This window comes from Achromobacter sp. HZ01 (assembly GCF_003267925.1).
In the GTDB taxonomy this organism is placed as follows: Bacteria; Pseudomonadota; Gammaproteobacteria; order Burkholderiales; family Burkholderiaceae_B; genus Achromobacter; species Achromobacter pulmonis_A.
Genome location: NZ_LWKV01000002.1, coordinates 470723 through 493879, shown reverse-complemented (window position 1 = coordinate 493879; position 23157 = coordinate 470723). Strand labels below are relative to the sequence as shown.

Genomic DNA, 23157 nt, shown 5'->3' with positions numbered 1-23157 from the left:
ATCAGTCCTCCTTTCTGTTGATGAAGTCATGGCGGGATAGCTTGTCTCTGAGCGTCGCGGATGTCAGTTCGCCGACGTGCGAGTCCACCATCCTTCCCTCGGGATCGAAGAACAAGGTGGTGGGAAGGCCGCGGGCGCTCATGGTTCGCGTGATTGTCGAGAACGGGTCCAAGAGGACGTGGTCCAGCGTCAGGCCGTTATGTTCGATGAACGCTTTCACCTGTTGCTGGGACTCGCCCTGGTTGACGGCGACGAAGGCAATGTCGGGGTAGGTCTTTTGCGCCATCTCGAAAACGGGCATTTCGCGCCTGCACGGAGGACACCAGCTGGCCCACAGGTTGAGAACGACAGGCCGGCCTGTATACGCCTTCAGAGAAATGGGTTCGTTTGCCATCGTCATCAGCGAGGAATCGGGCAGGGGCGGGGCGTGGCGATACATCGAATCCACCGCGCCCATCGCAGCCAGCCAGATGGCTATCCCGGCCAGCATGCCGCCAAATGCCGGCTTGCGCAGCGCGGGCGCCGAACGGGTTTTCAACCACAGGGCAATCGCCGCGGCGAACAAGCCAACCCACCAGGTGAATCCGCCGTCCCCGATGGCCAGAACCGCCTTGGGCGTCGTTGCGTAGTCCTCCCAGTTTCGGACGATGTATCCGAATCGCGCCGCGAGCAGCCCCCAGAAAAACGCATCCAGCAGCGCCCAGCCTGCCGATGCGGACGGGCGCTGCGCAAGCCTGCGCGCCAGGGCGCTTGCTACCCCCAGGGAAACGATCGCGCCAATGGCGATCGCCACCAGGTGAATCGAAAACGGTCCCAGGCCGATCATGGCGCGCCCGCCCGGTCCAAGTGGGCCAGGAACCGATCCGCGTCGATCTCGCCGATCATGCGCAGTTCCCGACGCTCGTTGCCGTCGGGCCCTATGAGAATGAGCGTGGGCGGCCCCAGCACTTTCCAATGCTTGAGCAATGCCTGGTCGGTTGCGTCGTTATGCGTGACGTCTGGGCGTACGACCTGCATGCGCCCGAGCCTGGCCGCCACGGTCGGGTCGCCGAAGACGTTGCGCTCGATCACGTGGCAACTGATGCACCAGTCGGCATAGAAGTCGATCAAGGTCCATTTGCCTTGCTCGCCGGCCTGGGCCAACAGCCTGTCCACATCGGCGACCGACTTGGCGGCAACGTATGCTGGCCTGGAATTTCCGGCGGCGGAATTCTCCGGCAGGCCGCGCAAATGATTCAGCGGCTGAAGGGTTGAGGTTCCGCCGGACGCGCCGCCGACCAGCATGAGAATCGACCACAGGCCGGATACCGCCGCCGTGGTCCGGAGGGTCCACAGCAGGCGGTGCCGGGCCGCCACGGCGTTCGCCCACGCCAATAGACCGAGGGTGACGGACAGCCCCCAAATTGCCCAGATCACGAGACCGATGGTGGCCGGCACGAAGCGGTCCAGCATCAGCGCGGCCATTCCCAGCATGACATAGCCGAATGCCACTTTGACGCGGTCCATCCATGCTCCGGGCTTGGGGAGCACGCGGGCGCCGAACACCGCGATCGCCAACAGGGGCAGGCCCATGCCCATTCCCAGGGCAAACAAGGCGATTCCTCCCTGCAGCGCGCTGCCTGTCTGTCCGATGTACAGCAGCGCCCCGGCCAATGGCGCCGTCATGCAAGGCCCGACGAGCAGCGCCGACAGGAATCCCAGGGCTGCGGCCCCGGGCAGGCTGCCGCCGCCGCTTTTTCTGCCTGCGGACTCGACGCGGCTGACCAGCGCTGAAGGCAGGCGCAGTTCGAACATGCCGAACAAGGAACTGGCGAGAACGAGGAACAGGACGGCAAATGCCCCAAGCAGCAAGGGGGACTGCAGCGTGGCCTGCACATTGGCGCCGGCGAGCCCGGCCGCCACGCCGACGACGGCGTACGTTGCGGCCATCGCCAGGACATACGACACGGACAGGGCGAAGGCGCGCCTCGACTTCGCCTGGCTGCCTACGACGATAGAGGAAACGATCGGGATCATGGGGAGCGTGCAGGGCGTGAACGCCAATAGCAGGCCAAATCCAAAAAACAGCACGGGTCCCCAAATCGGTCCGAGGTCCGCCAGGCGCTGGGCGGCGCTCTGGTCCTGCGCGGCGGAAGTGCCTGCCGCTGCCGGCGATCCGCCCTTTGCCGTGGCATCGGCGCTGGCGGCCGGCAAGCTCAGCGCCACCGTTTGGGGAGGGTAGCAAATGCCCGCCTCGGCACAACCTTGCCAGTGCAGCGTGGCCTGCGCGCCGGCGCCCTGCCAGCGCAGGCGCAGGGCGTCTCCGGTGTAGACCTCTGTTTCGCCGAAAAATTCGTCGTGCTTGGTGACGCCTTCAGGTAGGGTGACGGCGGCTTCGCTGCCATCGCCGCCGACGATCTTCAGCGACTGCCGATAGACGTAGTAGCCTTTCGCGATGTGGCCTTGAACCGACAGGAAGTCCCCTTCCCGATAAACCGGCTCGACCTTGAAGACCTCGTCCGGCTCCAGGAATTCCACGTCTTCCGACGATGAAAGCCAGCCGCTGTCCGCCCGTGCGCCACCGATGGCGAACCAGCACACCAGGAACACTGCAATGAGCCGCCCAAACCGAATCAAATCCCGCTCCTTCAACCGCTATTCCGCCATGTTGCAACATCCCGATTAAGCGAGACTAAAGGGCGCGCGAGGCGGCTGGCGGGTTGCAGCCATGCGCCATGTGTGTCGGGAAACTCGCCTAACATATTCCCTGTTGTTTACAGGAATCGAGACTGCTGTGCGGGTACTTTTGGTCGAGGACGATGATCTGATCGGTAAAGGAATTGTGGCCGGCCTCAGGCCGCACGGCATTACCGCGCATCACGTATGCACGGCCGCCGAAGCGGAGGCCGCGCAGGCCGAGGCCGCCTACCATGCCCTGATACTGGACCTGGGCCTTCCCGATCGCGACGGCATGGAGTTGCTGTCTATTGCCAGGGCCGTGGATCCAAACATGCCCGTCCTGGTTCTGACGGCGCGAGACGCCATGGAGCATCGGCTTGCGGGCCTGCATGGCGGGGCGGACGATTACATGACGAAGCCCTTCGACCTGCGTGAGCTGGCCGCCCGCCTGCATGCGCTCGTGCGGCGCACGCAGGGCCGGACGACCCAGGTCATCAACGCCGGCCCGTTGCGGCTTGAGCCGGATAGCGGGCTTGCGTGGTTCGACGGCGCTCCGATTCTGCTTTCGCGCCGGGAAGTCGATCTGCTGACGCACCTGGCGGCTGCAGACGGCCGATGGGTGATGCCGGATGTCCTCAACGAAAGACTGTACGGAGGGTGCGAGGAGATCAACAGCAACGCCTTGAACGTGCATATTCACAACATACGGCGCAAGCTGGGAGCCGCTGCGATAGAGACGGCTCGCGGCCTGGGATATCGGTTGGGCTGGAGATCGGAATCATGAGCTTGAGGTTTCGCGCGGTCCTGATCGCCGGGATTTCCATCGCGGTGCTTTGGGCCGCGGCGGCCGCCTGGATGATGCAGGGCGTGCGCGCCGATCTCGATCGAACGCTCGATGGCCGCCTCGCGATGTCCGCCCGGATGGTCGCCGGGCTGCTGGAGCGCGGCGCCCTGGAGCCCGCGAAGCCGGACGGCGACCTGGCCGAGGCGGTGCGCGTAGATGGCGGAGTAGGAATCAGCTGCCTGATCCGAGGGCTGCATGGAGAGGTGCTGGCGCGGACCAACGACAGCCCGACAGGCATAGACAGTGTCGCCACCGGATACAGCGTGCACGAGGAGCGCGGGCAGAAATGGCGTGTCTACGTGCTGAACGCTAACGGTTACCAGATCACCACCGCCGACCGCATCGATCAACGGAATCTGTTGATCGAGGATCTCTTGCGGGCCGCTGGCATCCCGTTTCTCATCGCGGTGCTTGGCGGGCTCGGCGCGCTATGGATAGGCATCGGCAGGGGGCTCGCTCCGCTAAAGAACTTGCGGCATCAACTCAGGGCGAGGCAGACCGAGGACACGTCTCCGATTGCGGTCCATCGCTCGCCTTCTGAGCTGCGGCCGGTGCTCGACGCCATGAACGGGCTGCTGGGGCGGCTTGCGTCCGCGCTCTCCAGTCAGCGGGCATTTACGGACGCGGCCGCGCACGAACTGCGAACGCCGCTGACCGTGATCGACACGCACCTGCAGGTGATTCGGATCACCGACCGCGAAGACGCGGAGTTTTCACTTCGGAGCGCAGAGGAGGGCGTGCGGCGCTTGCGGCGAACGCTGGACCAGATGATGATCCTGGCCCGCACCGAGGCGGACGTCACCCAAGTCGAAGGAAACTGCACTTCCATCGTATCAGCGGTCCAAACCGCACTGGGCCGCCTTGGCGACGGCGCGTGCGATCGCGTGGACCTGACCATAGAGGGCGACGACCGGCGGGCGGCGATGCCGAAATCGATGCTGGAAACGGCCGTGCGCAACCTCGCCGAGAATGCCGTTCTCTATTCTCCGCGGGAACGGCGCGTCGATGTCGCCGTCGTCTTCGACCAGGAAGCCGCCCGTTGCCGGATTACCGTGGCCGATCGCGGCCCTGGGTTGGGCCAGGAGCAGATCGCCCAGGTCGGACGACGGTTCTGGCGCGGTGACCAGGGCCGCAAGCAGGGCGATGGATCGGGACTCGGCATTTCAATCGTGCGTGCGATTTCCGACCGGTTCGGCGCCCGACTGAAACTGGGCCCACGGCCGGGCGGCGGGCTCATCGCCGAAATCTCGGTCCCGCTATGCGTCGACGACTCGCGGGAAAAACCGCGTTAAGACCGTAGGGGCGCGCGTTCTGCGCGCGGTGCCGGCTTCCCGCAAGTCGCCATCGAATCCAGCGCCATTCTGACCATCGTCTCGCCGAACGCGCGGCGCGAGGCGGCGACCGTGGTGCGGGCCGACGCCGGTCCATAAAAATCGCTCCAGGGCTGGATTTTTTCGAGGCCGCGGACGCGCAAATAGTGAAAACCCCTATTTGCATACGTATGCATTGCTCGAACAGTATGGCATGCGGCTCTCGTTGAACCGGGCCTTGGCGAGGAAGGCCCGGATATCGTCGCCCATTTATGCATTCGAATGCACCAGTGACGGCGGCCATGATTCGGCACGCCGCGAGAGGAGACAAGCATGAGAAGAAGACAGTTCCTGGCGGCTGCGGCCGCCTGCTCCGGCTGGAGCGCCATGCCGTCCTGGGCGCAAGGCGCGCCGGGCCTGAAGCCGGGCAAGCCGTATGCGGGCACCCGGCTGGCGATCATGTTGCCGCCGTCGTCGCAGTTCCGGGCGCAGGAAAAGCGCCTGGGCGAGTTCGAGGCGGCCACGGGCATCAAGGTCGCCTACCAGTACGTGCCTTACGGCCAGCTGCTGGAAAAGCTGACCACCGAAGCGGTCGGCGGTGGCAATGCCTATGATCTGATGGCCTACCAGGACAGCTGGCTGGCTTCGCTGTCGGGCTACCTCAGCCCGCTGGACGCGCACCTGGCGGATGGCGCGGTGGATCTGGGGCGTTATCCCGAGGTCTACCGCAAGGCCTGCCAGTACGGCGGCGCCACCTATGGCTTGCCGGTGCGGGCGCATCCCCAATTGCTGTTCTATCGGCGCGACCTGTACGAACAGGCCGGCGTGGCGCCGCCGCAGACGTGGGACCAGATGCTGGCCGCGGCGACGGCCGTGCAGGCCGCCAGCGGCGTGCCGGGCGTGGTGATGGACTACGTCAAGGGCAGCGGGTTCCAGAATCTGTGGATATGGCTGAACTGCCTGTGGGGCCACGGCGCCGACGTGCTCGACGCAGACGGAAAGCCGTCCTTTCAGCTGCCGGCGGGCGTGCAGGCCACGCAGGCCTATGTGGACGTGCTGCTCAAGCACCGCATCGCCAATCCCGGGTCCAGCCAGTTCAACGAGTACGACATGGTCAACGCCATGGCGCAGGGCAACGGCGCGACCATGATGGTGTGGTGGTGGACCTACTCCGTGCTGACCGGGGAGCGTTCGCGGCTGAAGCCCGAGCAGGTGGGTTTCGCTCCCATGCTGCGGGTCGGCTCGCCGCAGTCGCCGACCGTGGCAATTGTCATGCCGTTCGGCATCGCCAAGCAGTCGCGCCAGAAGGATGCGGCCTGGGAATTCCTGAAGTGGGTGTCCGACCCGGCGCTGGAGAAAGCCATCGTCTGCGACAAAAGCGACCCCCAGAGCGCAGATATCGTCGCGACCCACACGGCGACCTACCTGGACGACGAGGTCAACCGGATCAACCATGGCCTGCATCGCGCCGCGCTGACGAGCCTGCAAGGCGCCCGCACCGTGCCGCAACTGGCGAACTGGCCGCAGATCGCCACCGCGCTGGAATCGGCGGTGTCCGAGATCGTCTCCAGCGGCAAGCCGGTACAGGCGGCGCTGGACGACGCGGCCGCGCAGGTGGCCCGAATGAATCGCCGCGCCCGCGCGCGAGGGTAGGGACATGAAAGACCGTACCCTGAAGTATGCGTTGCTGGCGCCGGCCCTGGTCATTTGTGCGGCGACCCTGCTGTATCCGCTGTGCCAGTCGCTGTGGTATTCGCTGCACGACTGGAACCTGGGGCGTTCGCCTTCGCCCGAGGGCTACGTGGGCTGGCTGAACTACGCCGACCTGCTCTGGCACGATCCTGTCTTCCTGGACAGCGCCTGGGTCACGCTGGTGTTCACCGTGCCTTCGGTGGCGCTGACGATGGCGGTGGCGCTGGGCCTGGCCATGCTGCTGGCGGGCGACGGCCGGCTGCAGGTCAATGCGCGCACGCTGCTGGTGATCCCGTTCGCCATGTCGCCGGCCCTGATCGGGATTTCCTGGCGCTTCATGCTGAATCCGGAATTCGGCGCGGTCGACGCGCTGCTCAAGGCGTTGCTGCCGGGATGGAGCGGCGCGCCCGTGCTGGCGGACCCGGCGCTGGCCATGACGGCCCTGGTCCTGGTCGACGTGTGGCATTGGGCGCCGTACTTCATGCTGACCTTCATCGGCGCACTGGCCGCGTTGCCGCAGGACACGCTGGACGCCGCCCAGGTCGACGGGGCCGGGCGCGGCCGCATCTTCTTCGAAATCGTGCTGCCGCAGCTGCGGCCGGTGCTGACCATCGCCATCCTGCTCAAGACCATCTTCTCGCTCAAGGCGCTGGACCAGGTCGTGACGATGACGGCCGGCGGGCCGGGCGCGGCCACCGATACGTTGCCGCACGCAATCTACAGCACCGCCTTCCGCTTCTACGACATCGGCTACGCCTCGGCCATGGCCTGGCTGCTGGCTGTCGTGATGATGGGGCTGGCGCTCGTCTATTCCCGTTTTGCCATGGGACGCTCATCATGACCCAGACCGCCGTTCTCAATCCCGCCACCGCCACTCGCCGCCGGGCCCGCCGCGGCCTGGCGCGGCGCGTGGCCATCTGTCTGGTCACGCTGGCCTGGTTCGCGCCCGTCGTCTGGATCGTCGCCACGGCCTTCAAGCCCAGGCTCGACGTCTACAGCCTGGCGCTATGGTTTCGCCCCACGCTCGACAGCATCGTCGCGGCCTTCGGTTCGCCCTACCTGCTGGGCCAGCGCCTGTTCAACAGCGTGTTCGTCACCGCGGGCACTCTGCTGATGGCGATTCCGGTGGCCACGATGGCGGCCTATGCGTTTTCGCGCTTTCGCTTCCCGGGCGGACAGTTGGGGCCGCTGCTGCTTCTGGCCACGCAGTTCCTGCCGCCCGTCATCATCGTGATCCCGCTGTTCGTGGTGTTCCGCAACCTGGATCTGCTGGACACGCCATGGGCGTTGATGGTGGCCAATCTGTCGTTCGTCGTGCCTTACGCGACCTGGATGATCAAGGCGTTCTTCGACGCCTTGCCGCCCGACATGGAAGAGGCCGCCCAGATCGACGGCGCCTCGCGATTGCGCGCGTTGTGGGAAGTGGTGGTGCCCGTGGCGCTGCCTGGCATCGCCACCGCGGCCATCTTCTCGTTCGTGGTGTCGTGGAATGAATTCTTCTACGCGCTGGTGCTCACGCGCGAGCAGGCGGTGACGTTGCCGGTGGCGCTGATGAGCGCGCGCACGGAACAGGGAGACGCCTGGGAAATCATGGCCAGCATGGGCCTGTTCATCATCGCGCCCATGCTGCTCATTTCGCGCTTCGTCCAACGGTATTTCGTCAAGGGCCTGGTCGCAGGCGCGATTCGCTGAGGAAAACAATGGCTTCCGTAAAACTGATCGATATCGAGAAACGCTGGGGCGGCGTGGTCGGGGTGGCCCGCCAGTCGCTGGAGATCGCCGACGGCGAATTCGTCGTCTTCCTGGGGCCATCGGGCTGCGGCAAGACCACCACCATGCGCATGGTGGCGGGACTGGAGGCCCCCAGCGCCGGCGAGATCTGGATCGGCGGGCAGGACGTTACCGACGCGCTGCCCAAGGACCGCGACGTGGCGATGGTGTTCCAGAACTACGGCCTGTACCCGCACATGACGGTGGGTGAGAACATCGCTTATCCGCTCAAGGTGCGCGGCGTGGCGGCGTCGGAGCGGCGGGAGCGGGCTCGCGCGGTGGCCGAGAAGGTGGAGCTGGCCCACCTGCTGGACCGTCGTCCGCGCGACCTGTCCGGCGGGCAGCGCCAGCGCGTGGCTCTGGCTCGCGCCATCGTGCGTCGCCCGCAAGTCTTCCTGATGGACGAGCCGCTGTCCAACCTGGATGCCAAGCTGCGCGTCAGCATGCGCGCGGAAATCCGCCGTCTGCAATGCGAGCTGGGCGTGACCACGATCTACGTCACCCATGACCAGATCGAGGCCATGACGCTGGCCGACCGCGTGGTGGTCATGCGCGGCGGCCTGATCCAGCAGGTCGGCACGCCCGCCGACGTCTACAACCGGCCCGCCAATCTGTTCGTTGCAGGCTTCGTGGGATCGCCGTCGATGAACCTGCTGCCGGCGCGGGCGCTGGAGGGCGGCCTGGAGGTCGAAGGCGTACGCCTGGCCGGCTTTGCCGGCCCGCCGGACAAGGCCCTGGTGCTGGGCGTGCGGCCCGAAGACGTGGTGCTGACGGCGGCGGGCGCAGCAGACCTGGACGGCGTGGTCTACATGTTCGAGCTGACGGGCGACGCGGTGCTCGTCACGCTGGACGTGGGGGCTTCGCGGGTTTGCGTGCGGGGCGACCGCCACCTGCGCTACGCCATCGGCGAGCGCGTCGGGCTGCGTCTGCCGCGGGAACATTGCCACCTGTTCGACGCCGCCACCGAGGCGCGGCTGTCCGCCTGAATCATGGCCGTCCGCTCAAACCGGCCATACCGCCGAGCCGCGCATGATGATTTCGCCCGGCAGGCGTTCGCGGCGCGCGCGCCGGTCGGGCGCCGCGCGGCGCTGGCGCAGCAGTTCCACGGCGTGGCGCGCCATGGCGTCGATGGGCTGGCGCACGGTGGTCAGCCCGTAGGGGGCGCGCGCGCCTTCCGGCACGTCGTCGAAGCCGGCCACCATCACGTGGTCGGGAATCCGCCAGCCCAGCACGTGGCGGCACGCATCGATGACGCCCATGGCCATCTGGTCGTTGGCGCAGAACACCGCGTCCGGCCGGGCGCCCTGGGCGACCGCATCCAGAAAGGCCGCGTGCGCCTGATCGTAGGAAAAGCCGCCGTCGAGCACCGCGGCCTCGGGCAGGCCGGCGGCGCGCAGGCCGGCCTGGAAGCCGTCGATCCGCCGCCGGCCGACCGGCGCGGCCGCCGGACCGCCCAGGCAAAGAAAGCGTCGACGGCCCGCGGCCAGCATGCCGTCGGCCAGCGCCCGCGCGCCGGCTTCATGATCGGTGGACACCGCATCCGCGCCGGTCTTGCCGGGGCTGCGGTTGAAAAACAGCACGGGCACGCCTTGGGCCGTGAACGGCTGCACATCGGTCGGGTCCAGCGCGGCGCAGGCGATCAGGCCGTCCAGCGGGTAACCCCGCAGGCGCAGCAGCACCGGCCTGGCGGAGGCGTCGTCATCGACCGCCAGCAGGATCATGTGCTGGCCGGCGCACGCCAGGGCATCGCCCAGCGAGTAGAGCAGGGCGGGCGCGCTGCGCAGGGTATAGCGGGTGATCAGCACGCCGACCGCATGCGAACGACGCGTGATCAGCGAGCGCGCCAGGGCGTTGGGCGCATAGCCCAGCCGGGCGGCGACGGCCAGTACGTGTTCGCGCGTTTCCTCCGAAATATGGCTGCCCGGCTGGAAGCAGCGCGACACGGTCGATTGGGCGACGCCGGCCGCCTGGGCCACGTCGTACGAGGTGGCGCGGGCGGTGCGCGGGCGGGAGTTCGTTGGCATGGGCATGGGACCGATTTTTTCGACCGATTATGCATTCGAATGCCTGCGCTTCAAAGCGTGGATTGCCTTTTCGCATTTTCCCTTTCCGGCGCCATCGCGCCGCCACAGGAGTCAAGCAATGAATGAAATCGTTCTGGATCACGCCAGTGCCCAGGCTCGCGCCATCGCCCGTGAGGACATGGTGGCTTGCCGGCTGGCGTTCATCGATTGCAAGCTGCCCGGGTCCGACCTGAAGGAGAACTACTCTATGATCGGTCCGGGCGTGACGCAATCCGACGAACAAGTGGTGAACCTGCGCGAACCCCACGGATTCAATATCGGCGCCGCAGCCATGCCGGGAGGCGTTACCAACAACCTGCACCTGCACTTCAGCGCCGAAGTGTTCTTCATTCACTCGGGTCTATGGAAATTCCGCTGGGGCTCGGACGAGCTTGCCGGCGAACTGCAAGCCGGGCCAGGCGACGTGCTCAGCATCCCGACCTGGATCTTCCGCGGTTTCTCCAACGTCGGCGATGAGCACGGCTGGATCTTCACCGCCCTGGGCGGCGACGACACGGGCGGCATCATCTGGCATCCCGACGTACTGAGCGCGGCGGCCGGGCATGGGCTGTTCCTGGGGCGCGACAACACCCTGGTGCATGGCGCGCCGGGCCAGCCGCCCGCGGGTGAACTCATCGAGCCCTTGAATCCCGCCGACATGGCCGCGCTGCCGCGCTACGCGCCGGCGCAGATGCGCCGGCGCGTAGTCGCAGCGCAGGAGCGCGACTGGTCGGCTGGCGCGCTGTTGGGCGCCCGCGCATGCGAACTGGCCCCGGTCATCGGCCATGGCATGAGTGAAGACCGGGCGCAGGCCGCGCCGATCTCCAATCCGCACGGCTTCTCGGTCGACTGGCTCCGGCTCGCGCCTGGCGGCGCCACCGGCCGGATGCGACTGCGGGAAAAGCAGGTGTTGATCGTGATGCAGGGCGAAGCCGACCTGGTGCTCAACGGCCCGGGCCGGGAAGTGGTGCTGCGGTTGCGCGAACAAGCCGTCTATTCGGTGCCGGCCGGAGTCTGGCGCGAATTGCGCCAGGCCGGGGGCGAACCGGCCACGGTGATCTCGGTGTGCGCGGGCGACCAGCGCAAGCGCATCGAATGGCCGGCCGACACGCTGGCGCAGGCCGCCGCGCGTGACGTGGCCTTGGATCCGGACGGCTATCTGGCGCGCCGCAGTCTGCTGCCTGACACCGCTCTCGGTGTCGGCGAAGCGCGCTTCTGACGATGGCGCCCGCCTTGCTGCTGATCGGCGGAACGCTGTGCGACGACGCTCTGTGGGCGCCGCTGCTGGACGTGGCGCCGCCATTGGCTGAATGCATACATGTGGCGGATTACCGCCGCTACGAATCGGCCCGCGAGGCGGCCGCCGATCTGCTTGAACGGTATCCGGGCCGCCTGGTGCCGGTAGGCTTTTCCCTGGGCGGCTTCGTCGCCCAGGAAATGGCCGCGCTGGCGCCCGAGCGCCTGTCCGGGCTGGTATTGGTGGCAACCAACGCCCGCGCAGATGCGCCGGGCGGCGCGCAGGCGCGCCAGCGCATGATGGATCTGGCGGACACGCTGGGGCTGGGCGCGGCCATCCGCCAGCAGCTATGGCCGGCCTACGTGGCGCCGGGCAGGCTGTCGGACGACCCACTGCAGGACGCCATCGTCGCGATGGCCGAGCGGCTCGGCCCGGAGGTATTCCGGCGGCAGGCCGCGATTGCGGCCACGCGCGCCGATGGGCTGGCGCGCCTGTCGGCGTGGCGTGGTCCTGCACTGGTGGTAAGCGGCGGGCAGGATGCGTTGAATCCGGAGGACCGCCAGTTGGAGATGCGCGTCCGGATGCGGCAGGGGCGATGGGTCAGCCTGCAGAACGTGGGCCACTTCGTGCCGCTGGAAGCACCCGCAGGGTTGCATTGCATACTGCGCGAATGGCTGCGGGACTATGTTTTCCCGCGCCCGGCATCATCACGGCACCGCATGACGCTGGAACCGGCGACGCAAGATGAGCGCAACCCTGCAAGTCACGGAAGAACCCCTGGCCGATGAAGACATCCTGCTGCTGCGGCGCAGCCGCGGCGGCGTGCTGGTCCTGTTGGGCGCCGTCGCGATGGCGGGTTTCGCGGTCTTTCGAGTATGTGGACGGGCGGGGATCATGGGGCCGAGGCCCTTGTTCTTCCGGATCGAGGACCAGCCGGCCATGACGCTCTGAGCACGCGGCGCGCGGCCGGCCTATGCCAGGCGCAGGCCGGTCATGCCGGCCGTGATGACCATGGTCACCAGGCTGCCCACGCCAATGACGCCCCAGGCCGCCGCGGCCGACCGTGATTCGGATGCGCCATGGCCGCGCATGACGACCCGCAGCCCGCAGGCGAGATGGACGATGAGCAGCCAGACTGCGATCGAATAGTGCGGCAGCAGCCGGATGTTCCAGGCGTCTCCGACCAGCCCGACGGGCTCGCCGATGGCCCATGCGTAGTTGGTGTCGGTGCCGAAGTAGCGCGCCAGGACGAATACCGAGTTGATGTGCGAAGCAATGAAGAACGCCAGGTAGATGCCCGAGGCGGTCTGCAGGGAATCCAGCATGTCGGCGCGCCGCGCGGTTTTCGGCTTGAGCAGCACCAGCCCGCTGAGAATCTGCAGGAAGAACAGCGTGATGAGGACGGGCTCGACGGCGCCGTGGCGGTAGACGGCCCGCAACACGTCCATGACCGCCATATGCACGTCGTTGCCCAAGACGCCCAGCATGTGGTTGAAAAGGTGCGGCGCAAGAAAGGCGAGCAGAAGCGCCAGCGATGCGATGCCGTGGCCGACTCTCAGCCTGGAATAGACAGCGGGGTCGTCAAGCACGGCCGGACGCGGCAACGTGGTGCGCATCGTCATGGCCGACAGGGCCGCCAGCGCGATCCACAGCCCGGTCCATACGGCGATATCGTGACCGTTGATTTTCATCAGGTAGAGCAGCACGCCCAGCAAGGTATAGGCGGGCGGCGCGGCGACAGCCAAATGGGCCAACCGTCTTGCCAGCACCAGGCGATCGGTCGGCGCCGCCTGCCGTCCCAAGGCGTACAGGGCGAGGAATCCCGCCAGCGGCGCCAGGTAGGCGGTCGACAGGCTGAGCAGGGGCGCGACGCCCGAGCCGTCCCGGGCCACGAATCCCGCATGGGCCCACCGTAGCGCCCAGGGGTAATAGAGCGCCGCGGCGAACGGCAGCAGCCATAGCCATTCAAGCCTGGCCGTGGACGCCTGGGCGCGCCCGGCGGGCAGCGGCGCCCGGGCCGGCAGCGGAGGGGTGATGATTTCCTGCATGGTGAACCTCGATGGAATGCGGTACCGCATGTTGGCGCACCGGGCTGCCTGGCGGAAGCTGCCATCGGGTTATTACCGCGCTGTCCATCGGATCACGCCGGCGTCGCGCCGCCCAGCGCCGTTTGCAGGTAATCGATGAACAGCCTGATCCGCAACGGCATTTGCCTGCGGTTGCGATAGCACGCGTAATGCCCGCGCCCATCGGCCACGAGGTCGGCCAGAAGGGGGATCAAGCGTCCGCTGGCAATATGCGAATCGGCCTGGTAGTTGGCGAGCTGGGCCAGGCCGTTGCCTGCCAGCGCCGCTTGCGCCACCAGTTCCGGGTCATTGAAGACCTGGTGCCCGGGCAGCGCCAGTTTGACCAGCTTGCCGTCGACCTTGAACTCCCATTCGTGCGGCTTGCCGGAGTCCTTCAGCCGGAAGGCGATGATCCGGTGCGATTTCAGGTCGTCGATGGCGGCAGGCGCGCCGGCCTGCTCCAGGTAGCCGGGCGCCGCGCATACGATCAGCCGCATCGGCGCGATTTTCTTCGCGACGATGTCCGCCTCCTGGATGCGCCCGTTGCGTATGGCCACGTCCACCTGGTCGCCGGCGAAATTCGTGTGGCGATCGTCCAGGTCGAACTCGAGGCGGATCCGGGGGTACCGCTGGCAGAAGGCCGGCAACAGCGGCGCCACGCACTTGCGTCCGAATCCTACGGTTGCGCTGACGCGCAGCAGCCCCGCCGGCACGTCGCCGGCGTCCTTCATGTTTTCCACCGCGCGCGTCAGGTGGTCGACGCTGGGCAGGCATTCTTCGAAGAACTGCAGCCCCTCGGGCGTCAGTGAAACGTGATGCGTGGAGCGATCCAGCAGGCGCACGTTGAGGCGGGACTCAAGCCGGGCCACGCTACGGCTGACCGCCGGCGCCGAAATGCCCAGCTCGCGGGCCGCCGCGTTGAAACCGCCATGGGTGGCGACCTTCATGAACGCAATGATTCCAGCGAAATTCTTCCCAGCGGACATGCAGATTCGATCTGAAGAGAGTTGGAAGGCCGGCGGCGCCAGCGCGGGACACCAGCTTACATCTGCTTTTATGATGCAAGTAGTCCTTCTTCCAGTGGTGGCACTCATGATCCGATTGATCCGCGCGCCAGACTTGCTCCTCGGCCAGCATTGGGCCAACCTGTTGCAGCAGGCGGGCATCGCCTGCCACGTGAGCGGCCGCTACCTGCAGGGGGCGGCGGGGGAGATCCCGGTCGACCAGTGCGGCCCCGACCTGTGGATCGAGAGCGAGGACGATCGCGCCGCCGCCATGCGTCTCATCGAGGGGTACGGCGCCGCGGCGCGCGACCTGCCGCACTGGTACTGCGATGCCTGCGGCGAATGGCTGGAGCCGCAGTTCTCTACCTGCTGGCAGTGCGGGGCCGCGCGTCCCGCCAAGGCGTCCGGCGGCTAGCCGTCGAGCGCGGCCTCGTCACGGCGGTCGGAGTCCGTTCCGCTCGATTCCGTCTTTCGGCGGGCCGCCGCCTTTCGTGGCGAGTCGTTCTCCAGCATATCGAGCAAACCGATGATCAGGGCCTGCATGCCTTGATCGAGTTCCGTTTCCATCTCTGATTCTTCAGCCGCGCGCGCGGCCTCCACGGCAGGTTCCCGGCCGGCGACGGAATATACGGTATCGGCCACCGCCATGCCGTGGAAGGCCACGGTCGCCAGCAGAATCCGGGACTGTTCCATCGAAATTCCGTACGCGCCGGCGATATGGCGCTGGTGTCCCTCGATTTTCGCGACCATGGCCGGCGTCGCCGCCAATCTGCGGATCACGTAGGGCGTCACGCCCGGGTGGGACTTCACGAACTCCCGCACCGACGCGGCGAACAGGGTCAGGTATTGCTTCAGCTCGCCGACGTCGTTGCTACAGGCTTGCGGGATCTGCCAGCGGCGGAAGATCTCGTCGGCCACCAGGCGCTTGAGCTCCTCGAGACCGGCCACGTGCTTGTAGAGCGCCATGTGGCTCACGCCCATGGCCGCCGCCAGGCCGACGAAGGTGATGTTGGGCAGGCCCAGCGCGATGCCGGCATCGGCGATCCGCTCGCGGGTGATGGTGGGAGGGCGTCCCCGCGTGGCGCGGCGCGCTGGCTGCTGCATGTCTGTTCCCGGTTCGTGATGTCGCGTACCCGGCACTTTAACCTGCCTGGCGAATATTTAGTTTGTAGTCATGAAACTAATTAGAAAATTTAGTTTATAGTAATGCAAATAATTATCACCAACGTCTTGGTATTTCGTTCATGAGTCCTTCCGGAGCCGCGCCGGCCACCCCTCGCCATGCCGGCCCGCTCAGTCTGGTGTTGACCCCCATCCGCGGGCAACTCATCGTCGCGTGCATGCTGGCCGCGGCGGGCGCCATGCTTACGCTGGCGCCACTGGCGGCCATCGCGCACATCGCGCGCATCGTTCTTGCCAGCGCCGGCAGCGCGGCCGACGCCTGGCCCGAGATCTGGCGGACCCTCGTCGTCGGCATCGCCGCCATGTTCGCCGGCATGCTGTTGATTTCCGCCGGTGAATTGACGGTCCACCTGGCCGACAACCGCATCACCCATCGCCTGCGGCTGGCCGGCGCGCGGCGGCTGGCGCTGGCGCCGCTGGGCTGGTTCACGGGCAAGGCGTCCGGCGAGGTGAAGCAGGCGCTGCAGGACGATATGGGAACCCTGCACAGTCTGACGGCGCACTTCTTCACGGCGGTGGCGCGCGCGGCCGGCGTCATCGGGGTCTCCGCCATCTACCTGTTCTGGCAGGACTGGCGCCTCGCCCTCGTGGTGCTGGCGCCGTTCTCCGGCTTCTTCCTGTTCCTGCGCCGGGCGATGAAGGCCAGCGGAACGAATATGCAGGCCTTCGTCGCCCAGCTTGGGCGCCTCAATGGCGCGACGGTCGAGTTCGTCAACGGGATCGCCGTGGCCAAGGCGTTCGGCGACCCCGGCCGGGCGCATCGCGGCTACCGCGAGGCGGTCGACGGATTCGCCGAGGCTTTCGCCGAGTTCACGCGTCCGCTGGTCGCGGCCATGGCCCATGCCCACGCAATGATTTCGCCGGTCACCGTGCTGGGCGTGGTGCTGGGGTTCGGCGCGCTGTTCGTGGGCCTGGAATGGATGGCGCCGGTGGACGTGCTGGCATTCGCCCTGGTGGCCCCGGGCATTTGCGGCCCGCTGCTGCTGCTGCATACGCTGGTGCACGACCTGGGCAGCGCCACGGGAGCCGCGCAGCGCGTGCTGGCGTTGCTGGAAACCCCGGTGCTGGAAGCGCCGGCGCCTGGACGCCAGCAGACGCCCGCGGGGCATGAAGTCCGATTCGAGAACGTGAGCTACTCCTACGACGCCGGGCGCGCGGCCCTGTCGAATATCAGTTTCACCCTGGAGCCCGGCACCGTTACCGCCATCGTCGGCCCGTCCGGCGCGGGAAAATCCACGCTGGCGCGGCTGCTGCTCAGATTCTTCGATCCGGACGAGGGCCGCATCACGCTCGGCGGCGCCGACTTGCGCCAGATCGAAAGCGCGCAGCTCTACCGGCGGGTGGGCTTCGTACTGCAGGAGGTGCGCCTGATCCATGCCAGCGTGCGCGACAACATCGCGCTGGGCCGGCCCGGCGCAAGCCAGCATGAGATCGAGGCCGCCGCGCGCGCGGCCAACATCCATGAGCGCATCCTGGCCTTGCCGCGCGGCTATGACTCGGTGATCGGCGAGGACGCGCAGCTGTCCGGCGGCGAGCGGCAGCGCCTGAGCATCGCGCGCGCCGTGCTGCTGGACCCGCCCGTGCTGGTGCTGGACGAAGCCACGGCATCGGCCGACGCCGGCAACGAGGCGGCGATCCAGGCCGCGTTGTCGCGCTTCGCCCAGGGACGCACGCTGATGGTGATCGCGCACCGGCTGGACACGGTGATGCACGCCGACCGCATCCTCGTCCTGGACGATGGCGTCATCTCCGAGCAAGGCCGGCATGAGCATCTGCTGGCGCAGGGCGGCAGCTACGCGCGGCTTTGGAAGCTGGGCGGCCATGAAAACGCCGTGGCGCAGGAGGAGCCGTCATGCTGAAGTCCTTGATATCGTTGCTGGGCGGGAACGCCGCTGTCCTGCGCCGCTACGCCTGGCTGGCCGTCGCCTATGGCGTGCTGTGCGGCCTGACGATCGCCTGCGTCGCGCCGGCGCTCACCCACCTGCTGGGGGGAAATGCAGGGGCGGCCGCTCCGTGGCTGGCCGCGCTGCTGGCCGGGACGGGGCTGTGCTGGGCGCTGCGAGGCCGCGTCGAGCGCGCCGGCGTGCGCGTGGGCGTGGCCCTTCTGCAAGGCGGCCGCCACCGGCTCGGCGACCATGTGGCGCGCCTGCCCGTGGGCTGGTTCACGCCGCGGAACACGGCCCGCCTCGGGCATATCGTCACGCAGGGCATGATGTCCGTGGCCCAGCTTCCCGCGCACGTGTTCACGCCCGTCATCGCCGGCGTCACGACGCCCGTGGCGCTGGCGTTCGCCTTGTTCGCGCAGCATTGGGTTCTGGGCGCCATCGCCCTGGCGGCGCTGCCGCTGCTGGCGGGCGTCCTGCTGCTTACGGCGCGGCTGGCGCGGCGCGCCGACAACGCTTTTCACCAACACTTTGCCGACGCCAGCCAGCGGGTGGTGGAGTTCGCCCAGGCGCAATCGGTGCTGCGCGCCTTCAGCGCGGAGGGCGGCGCGATGCGCCACTTCGAGCAGGCCGTCGAACGGCAGCGCCGCTCGGGCGCGCGGCTGATCTGGCTGTCGGCGGGCGCAGCCGTCGTGAACGTCTGGGCCGTCCAGGCCGCCTTCGCCGCGTTGCTGATCGCGGCGGCCTGGTGGATCAACGCGTTGCTGGGCGGCGGCGCGGGGGCCGCGGAACTGGTGGCGGCCGTCGTCGCGATGCTGCTGGCAAGCCGTTACGTCGACGCGCTGCTGGAGGTGGCGGGCTATGGCGAGGTCCTGCGCGGCGCGCGCGCCCAGCTCGATGCGATAGCGGCATTGCTTGCGGTCGCTCCCCTGCCGGAGCCGGATGCGCCGCAGGCGCCCCGCGATGCGTCGGTCGAACTGCGCGATGTCCGTTTCCGTTATGCCCCGGACGAACCCTATGTGCTGGATGGCGTGAACCTGCGCGTCGAACCGGGCAGCATGATCGCCCTGATCGGCGAATCGGGCTCCGGCAAGACCACGCTGGCGCGGCTGATCGCGCGCTTTTTCGATGCGGACGAAGGCAGCGTGCGGGTCGGCGGCGTGGACGTGCGGCAGATCTCCAGCGCGCGGCTGGTCGGTCAGATCAGCCAGATTTTCCAGGACAACTATCTGTTCACCGGGACCATCGCCGACAACATCCGCGCCGGCAAACCCGCTTGCACCGAAGCCGAACTCCTGCAGGCCGCGCGCCAGGCTGGCTTGGCCGAAATCGCCTCGCGCCTGCCGCAGGGCCTCGAAACGCCCGTGGGCGAGGGCGGCGCAAGCCTGTCCGGCGGCGAGCGGCAGCGCGTCGCCATCGCGCGGGCGCTGCTCAGCGATGCGCCCATCCTGCTGGTGGACGAGGCCACCGCGGCCCTGGACGCGGAGAACCAGGCCGTCATCGCCGATACGTTGGCGCGCCTGCGCGGCAGGCGCACGCTGGTGGTGATCGCGCACCAGCTTTCCACGGTGGCGATGGCCGATCGCATCGCGGTGATGGAGCGCGGCCGGATCGTGGAAGAGGGCGCGCCCGCGGCGCTGCGCGAGAGCCAGGGACGGTATGCGCGCTTCCTCAGCCAGCGTCAGGCCGCCAAGGGCTGGCGCATCGCCGGGGAGCGCGTTTGATGCGTGCGGGGCTGTCGGCGCTGTTCGTCGCGCTCTGCGGCATATCGCTGCTGGTCGGCGCCCGGCAGATGGCCTGGTCGCATCTGTTCTCGCTGTCCGGCGACGCGTGGCTGACGCTGACCGCGAGCCGGCTGCCGCGGCTGGCGGCGCTGGTGCTCACCGGCATCGGGCTGTCGGTCTGCGGCGTGATCCTGCAGCACATCGTCCGCAACAAATTCGTCGAACCGGCCACGTCGGGCGGGCTGGACGCCGCCAAGCTCGGCATCCTGGCGGCGATGACGCTGGCGCCGTCCACCGGAACGCCGGGGCGGATGCTGTTCGCCCTGGGCTTCTGCTTCGCGGCCAGCCTGGGCTTCGTGGCGATCGTGCGCCGCGTGAGATTCAAGAACACGATTCTCATCCCCGTCATCGGCCTGATGTACGGCGGCGTGCTGAGCGCGCTGGCGGAATTCCACGCCTATCGCCACAACATCCTGCAGAGCATGCAGGGCTGGCTGCTGGGCGACTTCTCCAGGATCGTGCAGGGCAACTACGAAGTCATCTACCTGATTCTGCCGGTCGTCGCGCTGGCCTATCTGTATGCCCACCGCTTCACCGTGGCGGGCATGGGCGAGGGCATGGCGTCCAGCCTGGGACTGAACTATGCGGCCACCGTCGCGCTGGGCTTGATGCTGGTGGCGGTCACCGTGTCGGTCACCGTCATCACCGTGGGGGCGATTCCGTTCGTCGGGCTGGTCGTTCCCAATCTGGTCGCGCTCCATTATGGCGACAACCTCGGCCGGACCTTGCCCGTCGTGGCCCTGGCGGGGGCGTCGCTGCTGCTCTTGTGCGACATCCTCGGCCGCGTGTTGATGCACCCGTTCGAAGTGCCCATCGGCCTGACGGCCGGCGGCATCGGCGGCGCCCTGTTTCTCGGGCTCATCTTGTGGAAGCGCAGATGATGCGCGCCGTTTCCCTGAAAATGATCTGGCCCGCGGTCCTCGCGCTGGCGGCGGCTTTTCTGTTCTTCCGCTCCGGCCTGGACTTCGATTACGTCATCCCGAAGCGGCTCGGCCGGCTGGCGGCGATGATCATCGGCGGCGTCTGCATCGCGTGGTCGTCGATCGTGTTCCAGACGCTTACCGGCAATCGGATCCTCACGCCGGCCATCATGGGCTATGAGGCGGTCTACCTGTTCCTGCAGTCCCTGATGGTCCTGACCATGGGAACGCAGAGCCTGGTGGCGCTGGGCGCGAACGGCAATTTTTTCCTGTCCGTGCTGCTGATGCTGGGCTACTCGTGGGCTCTCCATCGCTGGCTGTTCCGCCGCGGCGGCCAGAATGTGTACTTCCTGCTGCTGGTGGGGCTCGTGCTGACGATGGTGATCGGCACGTTCACGCAGTTCGTGCAGCTTAAAACCAGCCCCGGCGAGTTCTCGATTCTGCTCGGGTTCACCCAGGCGTCGTTCGGCCGGGCGCAGCCCGGGCTGCTGCTCGTGTCCGCCGCCGTCGTCGCGGCGGTGTGCCTGGCGGGCCAAAGACACCTGCCGACGCTGGACGTGATTTCGCTGGGGCGCGACCAGGCAATTTCGCTCGGGGTGGACCACTACCGCAGCGTCCGCCTGCATCTCGCATTGATCGCCGTGCTGGTCGCTGTCTCGACCAGCCTGCTCGGGCCCACCGCCTTCATGGGAATCTTCGTCGCCAATACCGCTTATGCGCTGGCGCGCACGCGCAGGCACCGGATCACCCTGCCCACGGGCTGCGCCATCGCCGTGGGCATCTTCATCCTGGCCCAGCTCGCGGTCGAGCATCTCTTCAACTACAAGACCACCGTCGGCATCCTGGTCAACCTGGTATGCGGCGGATGGTTTCTCGCGCTGATGGCGCGCACGCGGGGCACGGCATGATCACCACCCGACACCTCTCGAAAACCTACGGCGCGAAGTCCGTCCTGCGCGATGTGAGCCTGCAGTTTCCCGCGGGCGCGCTGACTTCGCTTATCGGTCCGAACGGCGCGGGCAAGACCACGTTGCTGATGATGATCGCCCGGTTGCTGGAGCCGACCGGCGGCGACATCCTGCTGGATGGCGCCAGCGTCGCGGGCATGAGCAACGCGGAATACGCCAGGCGTGTCGCCACCTTGCGCCAGGCCCCGGAATTCAATCTGCGCCTAACGGTGGAAGAACTCGTTGCCTTCGGCCGCTTTCCCTACAGCCGCGGGGCACTGACGCCACTCGATCTGCGGGAGATCGACGAGGCCATCGCGTTTCTCTCGCTGGATCGCCTGCGAGGCTCGTATCTCGACGAGCTGAGCGGCGGCCAGCGCCAGATGGCCTTCCTGGCCATGACCATCGCGCAGCAGACGGATTGCCTGCTGCTCGACGAACCGCTGAACAACCTCGACATCAGGCACGCCGTTCAGATCATGCGAGCGCTGCGCCGGCTGTGCGATGAGGAGGGCCGCACCGTGATTCTCGTGGTGCATGACATCAATTTCGCTGCCAGCTACTCCGATCACATCGTGGCGATGAAGCATGGCGCGGTGCATTGCGCCGGCCCGGTCCCCGAGGTGGTGACCGAGGACCGCCTGCGCGAGCTGTATGGACTGGATTTCGAGATCGCGCAGGGCGAACGGGGACGCCTGTGCAACTACTTCAATCCACCGGGAGAATTGACATGATCCTCACGCAAAGGCCGCGGGCGCTGGCCGTATCGCTCGCGCTATCGATGAGCGCGATGGCCGCGCTGCAGGGTTGCGGCCAGGAGGCCTCGGGGTCGACCCAGGCGCAGCCGCCGGCCGCCGCCGGCCAGCCGGCGTCCCCGGCCTACGCAAGCATCACGGTCCAGCACAAGCTGGGCACGACCGTCATCGAAAAGCTGCCGCAGCGCGTGGTCGCCCTGGATATGAACGAGGTCGACTTTCTGGACGAACTGGGCGTGCCGGTCGCCGGCATGCCGAAGGACTTCGTGCCGCACTTTCTTGCCCGCTACAAGAATGCGCAGGTGCAGGACATGGGCGCGATCGTCCAGCCCAACCTGGAGCGCGTGCATGCGGCCAAGCCGGACCTGATCCTGATCACGTCATTGCAGGCGAACCACTACAAAGAGCTGAGCAAGATCGCGCCGACCATCCATTTCGACGTGGATTATCGTGACAGCCAGGCCGATCACATCGAGATCGTCAAGAATCACCTCGTGACTCTGGGTCGGATCTTCCAGAAGGAAGGCCTCGCGCGCCAGCGGGCCGCCGAACTCGACGCCAAGGTCGAGCAGGCGAGAAACCTCATCCGCGGCCGGCCGGAGACGGCGCTCATCGTGCTGCACAACAACGGCGCGTTCAGTTCGTTCGGGACGCAGTCGCGCTATGGCTTCATCTTCAAGGCGCTGGGCGTCAAGCCCGCCAGCCCGTCGGCCGAGGCCGGCCTGCATGGCCAGCCGATATCCAGCGAATTCATCCAGCAGGCGAACCCCGGCATCGTCTATGTGGTCGATCGCAGCGCCGTGATGGAGCGCCGTCCGGTCATGGACGCCGAGACGCTGGGCAACCCGCTGCTGCGCCACACCGCCGCGTGGCGCAACGGCCGCGTGGTCTTTGCGGACGCGCAGGCGTGGTACGTCACGGCCGCCAGCGTGAAATCGCTCGAACTCATGATCGACGACGTGATGCAGGCCTACCGGAACTGATTCGTTCGACGCCGCGCGCGTCTTTGCCGGTCCAGATGTAAATGATTCCCAGTCGCCTG

Annotated in this window: 22 protein-coding genes; 16 read left to right on the top strand and 6 right to left on the bottom strand. The window is 67.3% G+C overall.

The genetic code is table 11. The features are described from left to right. Window position 1: 1 nt before the first annotated feature. Window positions 2-826 carry a TlpA disulfide reductase family protein gene (locus tag A6B37_RS11450; RefSeq protein WP_111825806.1) on the bottom strand — a complete coding sequence of 275 codons (825 nt, stop codon included), beginning with the start codon at window positions 824-826 and terminating at the stop codon, window positions 2-4. Continuing rightward, window positions 823-2631 (bottom strand): protein-disulfide reductase DsbD, encoded by a 1809-nt coding sequence (dsbD, locus tag A6B37_RS11445; RefSeq protein WP_246842455.1) that lies wholly within the window; start codon window positions 2629-2631, stop codon window positions 823-825. Before dsbD ends, A6B37_RS11450 begins: the two co-directional genes overlap by 4 nt. A gap of 142 nt (window positions 2632-2773) precedes the next feature. On the opposite strand from dsbD, the gene A6B37_RS11440 reads away from it, so the two are divergent. The 6 genes from A6B37_RS11440 (at window position 2774) to ugpC (ending at window position 9260) form a co-directional block, all read left to right on the top strand. Next, window positions 2774-3442 (top strand): response regulator, encoded by a 669-nt coding sequence (locus A6B37_RS11440; protein WP_102773922.1) that lies wholly within the window; start codon window positions 2774-2776, stop codon window positions 3440-3442. After that, window positions 3439-4794 carry an ATP-binding protein gene (locus tag A6B37_RS11435; protein WP_111825805.1) on the top strand — a complete coding sequence of 452 codons (1356 nt, stop codon included), beginning with the start codon at window positions 3439-3441 and terminating at the stop codon, window positions 4792-4794. The genes A6B37_RS11440 and A6B37_RS11435 overlap by 4 nt, the downstream gene beginning before the upstream one ends. A 351-nt stretch (window positions 4795-5145) precedes the next feature. After that, the gene (locus tag A6B37_RS11430; RefSeq protein ID WP_246842454.1) at window positions 5146-6465 is read left to right on the top strand and encodes a sugar ABC transporter substrate-binding protein; all 1320 of its coding nucleotides are present in this window, start codon (window positions 5146-5148) and stop codon (window positions 6463-6465) included. Between the two features lie 4 nt (window positions 6466-6469). Continuing rightward, window positions 6470-7345 (top strand): sugar ABC transporter permease, encoded by an 876-nt coding sequence (locus A6B37_RS11425; RefSeq protein ID WP_111825803.1) that lies wholly within the window; start codon window positions 6470-6472, stop codon window positions 7343-7345. Beyond that, the gene (locus tag A6B37_RS11420; RefSeq protein WP_111825802.1) at window positions 7342-8196 is read left to right on the top strand and encodes a carbohydrate ABC transporter permease; all 855 of its coding nucleotides are present in this window, start codon (window positions 7342-7344) and stop codon (window positions 8194-8196) included. Before A6B37_RS11425 ends, A6B37_RS11420 begins: the two co-directional genes overlap by 4 nt. Before the next feature lie 8 nt (window positions 8197-8204). Further along, window positions 8205-9260, top strand: a complete 1056-nt coding sequence (ugpC, locus tag A6B37_RS11415) for a sn-glycerol-3-phosphate ABC transporter ATP-binding protein UgpC (protein ID WP_111825801.1) — start codon at window positions 8205-8207, stop codon at window positions 9258-9260. Window positions 9261-9275: 15 nt separating this feature from the next. Here ugpC and A6B37_RS11410 read toward each other — a convergent pair whose 3' ends face one another. Beyond that, window positions 9276-10298 (bottom strand): LacI family DNA-binding transcriptional regulator, encoded by a 1023-nt coding sequence (locus A6B37_RS11410; RefSeq protein WP_111826322.1) that lies wholly within the window; start codon window positions 10296-10298, stop codon window positions 9276-9278. Between A6B37_RS11410 and A6B37_RS11405 the strand changes: the two genes are divergently transcribed. Genes A6B37_RS11405 through A6B37_RS11395 form a run of 3 tightly spaced genes read left to right on the top strand, consistent with a single transcriptional unit; the run spans window position 10297 to window position 12525 of the window. Further along, window positions 10297-11556, top strand: a complete 1260-nt coding sequence (locus A6B37_RS11405; protein ID WP_246842453.1) for a hypothetical protein — start codon at window positions 10297-10299, stop codon at window positions 11554-11556. The two genes, A6B37_RS11410 and A6B37_RS11405, sit on opposite strands and share 2 nt — an antisense overlap. Before the next feature lie 14 nt (window positions 11557-11570). After that, on the top strand, window positions 11571-12362 hold the full coding sequence (locus A6B37_RS11400) for an alpha/beta hydrolase (protein ID WP_111826321.1): 792 nt from the start codon (window positions 11571-11573) through the stop codon (window positions 12360-12362). Then, window positions 12319-12525, top strand: coding sequence for a hypothetical protein (locus A6B37_RS11395; RefSeq protein WP_111825799.1), 207 nt, complete (start codon window positions 12319-12321; stop codon window positions 12523-12525). The genes A6B37_RS11400 and A6B37_RS11395 overlap by 44 nt, the downstream gene beginning before the upstream one ends. Window positions 12526-12545: 20 nt before the next feature. Here A6B37_RS11395 and A6B37_RS11390 read toward each other — a convergent pair whose 3' ends face one another. Both A6B37_RS11390 and A6B37_RS11385 read right to left on the bottom strand, forming a co-directional pair. After that, entirely contained in the window at window positions 12546-13652 is a 1107-nt protein-coding gene (locus A6B37_RS11390; RefSeq protein WP_210405793.1) for a hypothetical protein, read from the bottom strand. 62 nt (window positions 13653-13714) lie between these two features. Next, entirely contained in the window at window positions 13715-14587 is an 873-nt protein-coding gene (locus A6B37_RS11385) for a LysR family transcriptional regulator (protein ID WP_210405792.1), read from the bottom strand. 145 nt (window positions 14588-14732) lie between these two features. Between A6B37_RS11385 and A6B37_RS11380 the strand changes: the two genes are divergently transcribed. Continuing rightward, window positions 14733-15059 carry a DUF2007 domain-containing protein gene (locus A6B37_RS11380; RefSeq protein WP_111826319.1) on the top strand — a complete coding sequence of 109 codons (327 nt, stop codon included), beginning with the start codon at window positions 14733-14735 and terminating at the stop codon, window positions 15057-15059. Here A6B37_RS11380 and A6B37_RS11375 read toward each other — a convergent pair. Then, window positions 15056-15748 carry a TetR/AcrR family transcriptional regulator gene (locus tag A6B37_RS11375; RefSeq protein WP_111825797.1) on the bottom strand — a complete coding sequence of 231 codons (693 nt, stop codon included), beginning with the start codon at window positions 15746-15748 and terminating at the stop codon, window positions 15056-15058. The genes A6B37_RS11380 and A6B37_RS11375 overlap by 4 nt on opposite strands. 140 nt (window positions 15749-15888) lie before the next feature. Between A6B37_RS11375 and A6B37_RS11370 the strand changes: the two genes are divergently transcribed. From A6B37_RS11370 to A6B37_RS11345, 6 genes are read left to right on the top strand one after another with little or no spacing between them, the layout of a single operon-like run. Then, entirely contained in the window at window positions 15889-17685 is a 1797-nt protein-coding gene (locus tag A6B37_RS11370; RefSeq protein WP_111825796.1) for an ABC transporter ATP-binding protein, read from the top strand. Then, entirely contained in the window at window positions 17679-19433 is a 1755-nt protein-coding gene (locus A6B37_RS11365; protein ID WP_111825795.1) for an ABC transporter ATP-binding protein, read from the top strand. The genes A6B37_RS11370 and A6B37_RS11365 overlap by 7 nt, the downstream gene beginning before the upstream one ends. Continuing rightward, window positions 19433-20374: an iron chelate uptake ABC transporter family permease subunit gene (locus A6B37_RS11360; RefSeq protein ID WP_111825794.1), complete on the top strand. Its 942-nt coding sequence runs from the start codon at window positions 19433-19435 to the stop codon at window positions 20372-20374. Before A6B37_RS11365 ends, A6B37_RS11360 begins: the two co-directional genes overlap by 1 nt. Then, on the top strand, window positions 20374-21321 hold the full coding sequence (locus tag A6B37_RS11355; RefSeq protein WP_111826318.1) for an iron chelate uptake ABC transporter family permease subunit: 948 nt from the start codon (window positions 20374-20376) through the stop codon (window positions 21319-21321). Before A6B37_RS11360 ends, A6B37_RS11355 begins: the two co-directional genes overlap by 1 nt. Beyond that, window positions 21318-22094, top strand: coding sequence for an ATP-binding cassette domain-containing protein (locus A6B37_RS11350; protein WP_111825793.1), 777 nt, complete (start codon window positions 21318-21320; stop codon window positions 22092-22094). The genes A6B37_RS11355 and A6B37_RS11350 overlap by 4 nt, the downstream gene beginning before the upstream one ends. Next, on the top strand, window positions 22091-23098 hold the full coding sequence (locus A6B37_RS11345) for a siderophore ABC transporter substrate-binding protein (RefSeq protein WP_111825792.1): 1008 nt from the start codon (window positions 22091-22093) through the stop codon (window positions 23096-23098). The genes A6B37_RS11350 and A6B37_RS11345 overlap by 4 nt, the downstream gene beginning before the upstream one ends. Window positions 23099-23157 lie beyond the last annotated feature (59 nt).

What these genes read in the sequence shown, in the direction of transcription:
- A6B37_RS11450 (WP_111825806.1), bottom strand. Translation starts at nt 826, where the DNA reads ATGATCGGCCTGGGACCGTTTTCGATTCACCTGGTGGCGATCGCCATT.
- A6B37_RS11435 (WP_111825805.1), top strand. Translation starts at nt 3,439, where the DNA reads ATGAGCTTGAGGTTTCGCGCGGTCCTGATCGCCGGGATTTCCATCGCG.
- A6B37_RS11430 (WP_246842454.1), top strand. Translation starts at nt 5,146, where the DNA reads ATGAGAAGAAGACAGTTCCTGGCGGCTGCGGCCGCCTGCTCCGGCTGG.
- A6B37_RS11425 (WP_111825803.1), top strand. Translation starts at nt 6,470, where the DNA reads ATGAAAGACCGTACCCTGAAGTATGCGTTGCTGGCGCCGGCCCTGGTC.
- A6B37_RS11420 (WP_111825802.1), top strand. Translation starts at nt 7,342, where the DNA reads ATGACCCAGACCGCCGTTCTCAATCCCGCCACCGCCACTCGCCGCCGG.
- ugpC (WP_111825801.1), top strand. Translation starts at nt 8,205, where the DNA reads ATGGCTTCCGTAAAACTGATCGATATCGAGAAACGCTGGGGCGGCGTG.
- A6B37_RS11405 (WP_246842453.1), top strand. Translation starts at nt 10,297, where the DNA reads ATGGGCATGGGACCGATTTTTTCGACCGATTATGCATTCGAATGCCTG.
- A6B37_RS11410 (WP_111826322.1), bottom strand. Translation starts at nt 10,298, where the DNA reads ATGCCAACGAACTCCCGCCCGCGCACCGCCCGCGCCACCTCGTACGAC.
- A6B37_RS11395 (WP_111825799.1), top strand. Translation starts at nt 12,319, where the DNA reads ATGAGCGCAACCCTGCAAGTCACGGAAGAACCCCTGGCCGATGAAGAC.
- A6B37_RS11390 (WP_210405793.1), bottom strand. Translation starts at nt 13,652, where the DNA reads ATGCGGTACCGCATTCCATCGAGGTTCACCATGCAGGAAATCATCACC.
- A6B37_RS11385 (WP_210405792.1), bottom strand. Translation starts at nt 14,587, where the DNA reads ATGAAGGTCGCCACCCATGGCGGTTTCAACGCGGCGGCCCGCGAGCTG.
- A6B37_RS11380 (WP_111826319.1), top strand. Translation starts at nt 14,733, where the DNA reads ATGATCCGATTGATCCGCGCGCCAGACTTGCTCCTCGGCCAGCATTGG.
- A6B37_RS11375 (WP_111825797.1), bottom strand. Translation starts at nt 15,748, where the DNA reads ATGCAGCAGCCAGCGCGCCGCGCCACGCGGGGACGCCCTCCCACCATC.
- A6B37_RS11370 (WP_111825796.1), top strand. Translation starts at nt 15,889, where the DNA reads ATGAGTCCTTCCGGAGCCGCGCCGGCCACCCCTCGCCATGCCGGCCCG.
- A6B37_RS11365 (WP_111825795.1), top strand. Translation starts at nt 17,679, where the DNA reads ATGCTGAAGTCCTTGATATCGTTGCTGGGCGGGAACGCCGCTGTCCTG.
- A6B37_RS11360 (WP_111825794.1), top strand. Translation starts at nt 19,433, where the DNA reads ATGCGTGCGGGGCTGTCGGCGCTGTTCGTCGCGCTCTGCGGCATATCG.
- A6B37_RS11355 (WP_111826318.1), top strand. Translation starts at nt 20,374, where the DNA reads ATGCGCGCCGTTTCCCTGAAAATGATCTGGCCCGCGGTCCTCGCGCTG.
- A6B37_RS11350 (WP_111825793.1), top strand. Translation starts at nt 21,318, where the DNA reads ATGATCACCACCCGACACCTCTCGAAAACCTACGGCGCGAAGTCCGTC.
- A6B37_RS11345 (WP_111825792.1), top strand. Translation starts at nt 22,091, where the DNA reads ATGATCCTCACGCAAAGGCCGCGGGCGCTGGCCGTATCGCTCGCGCTA.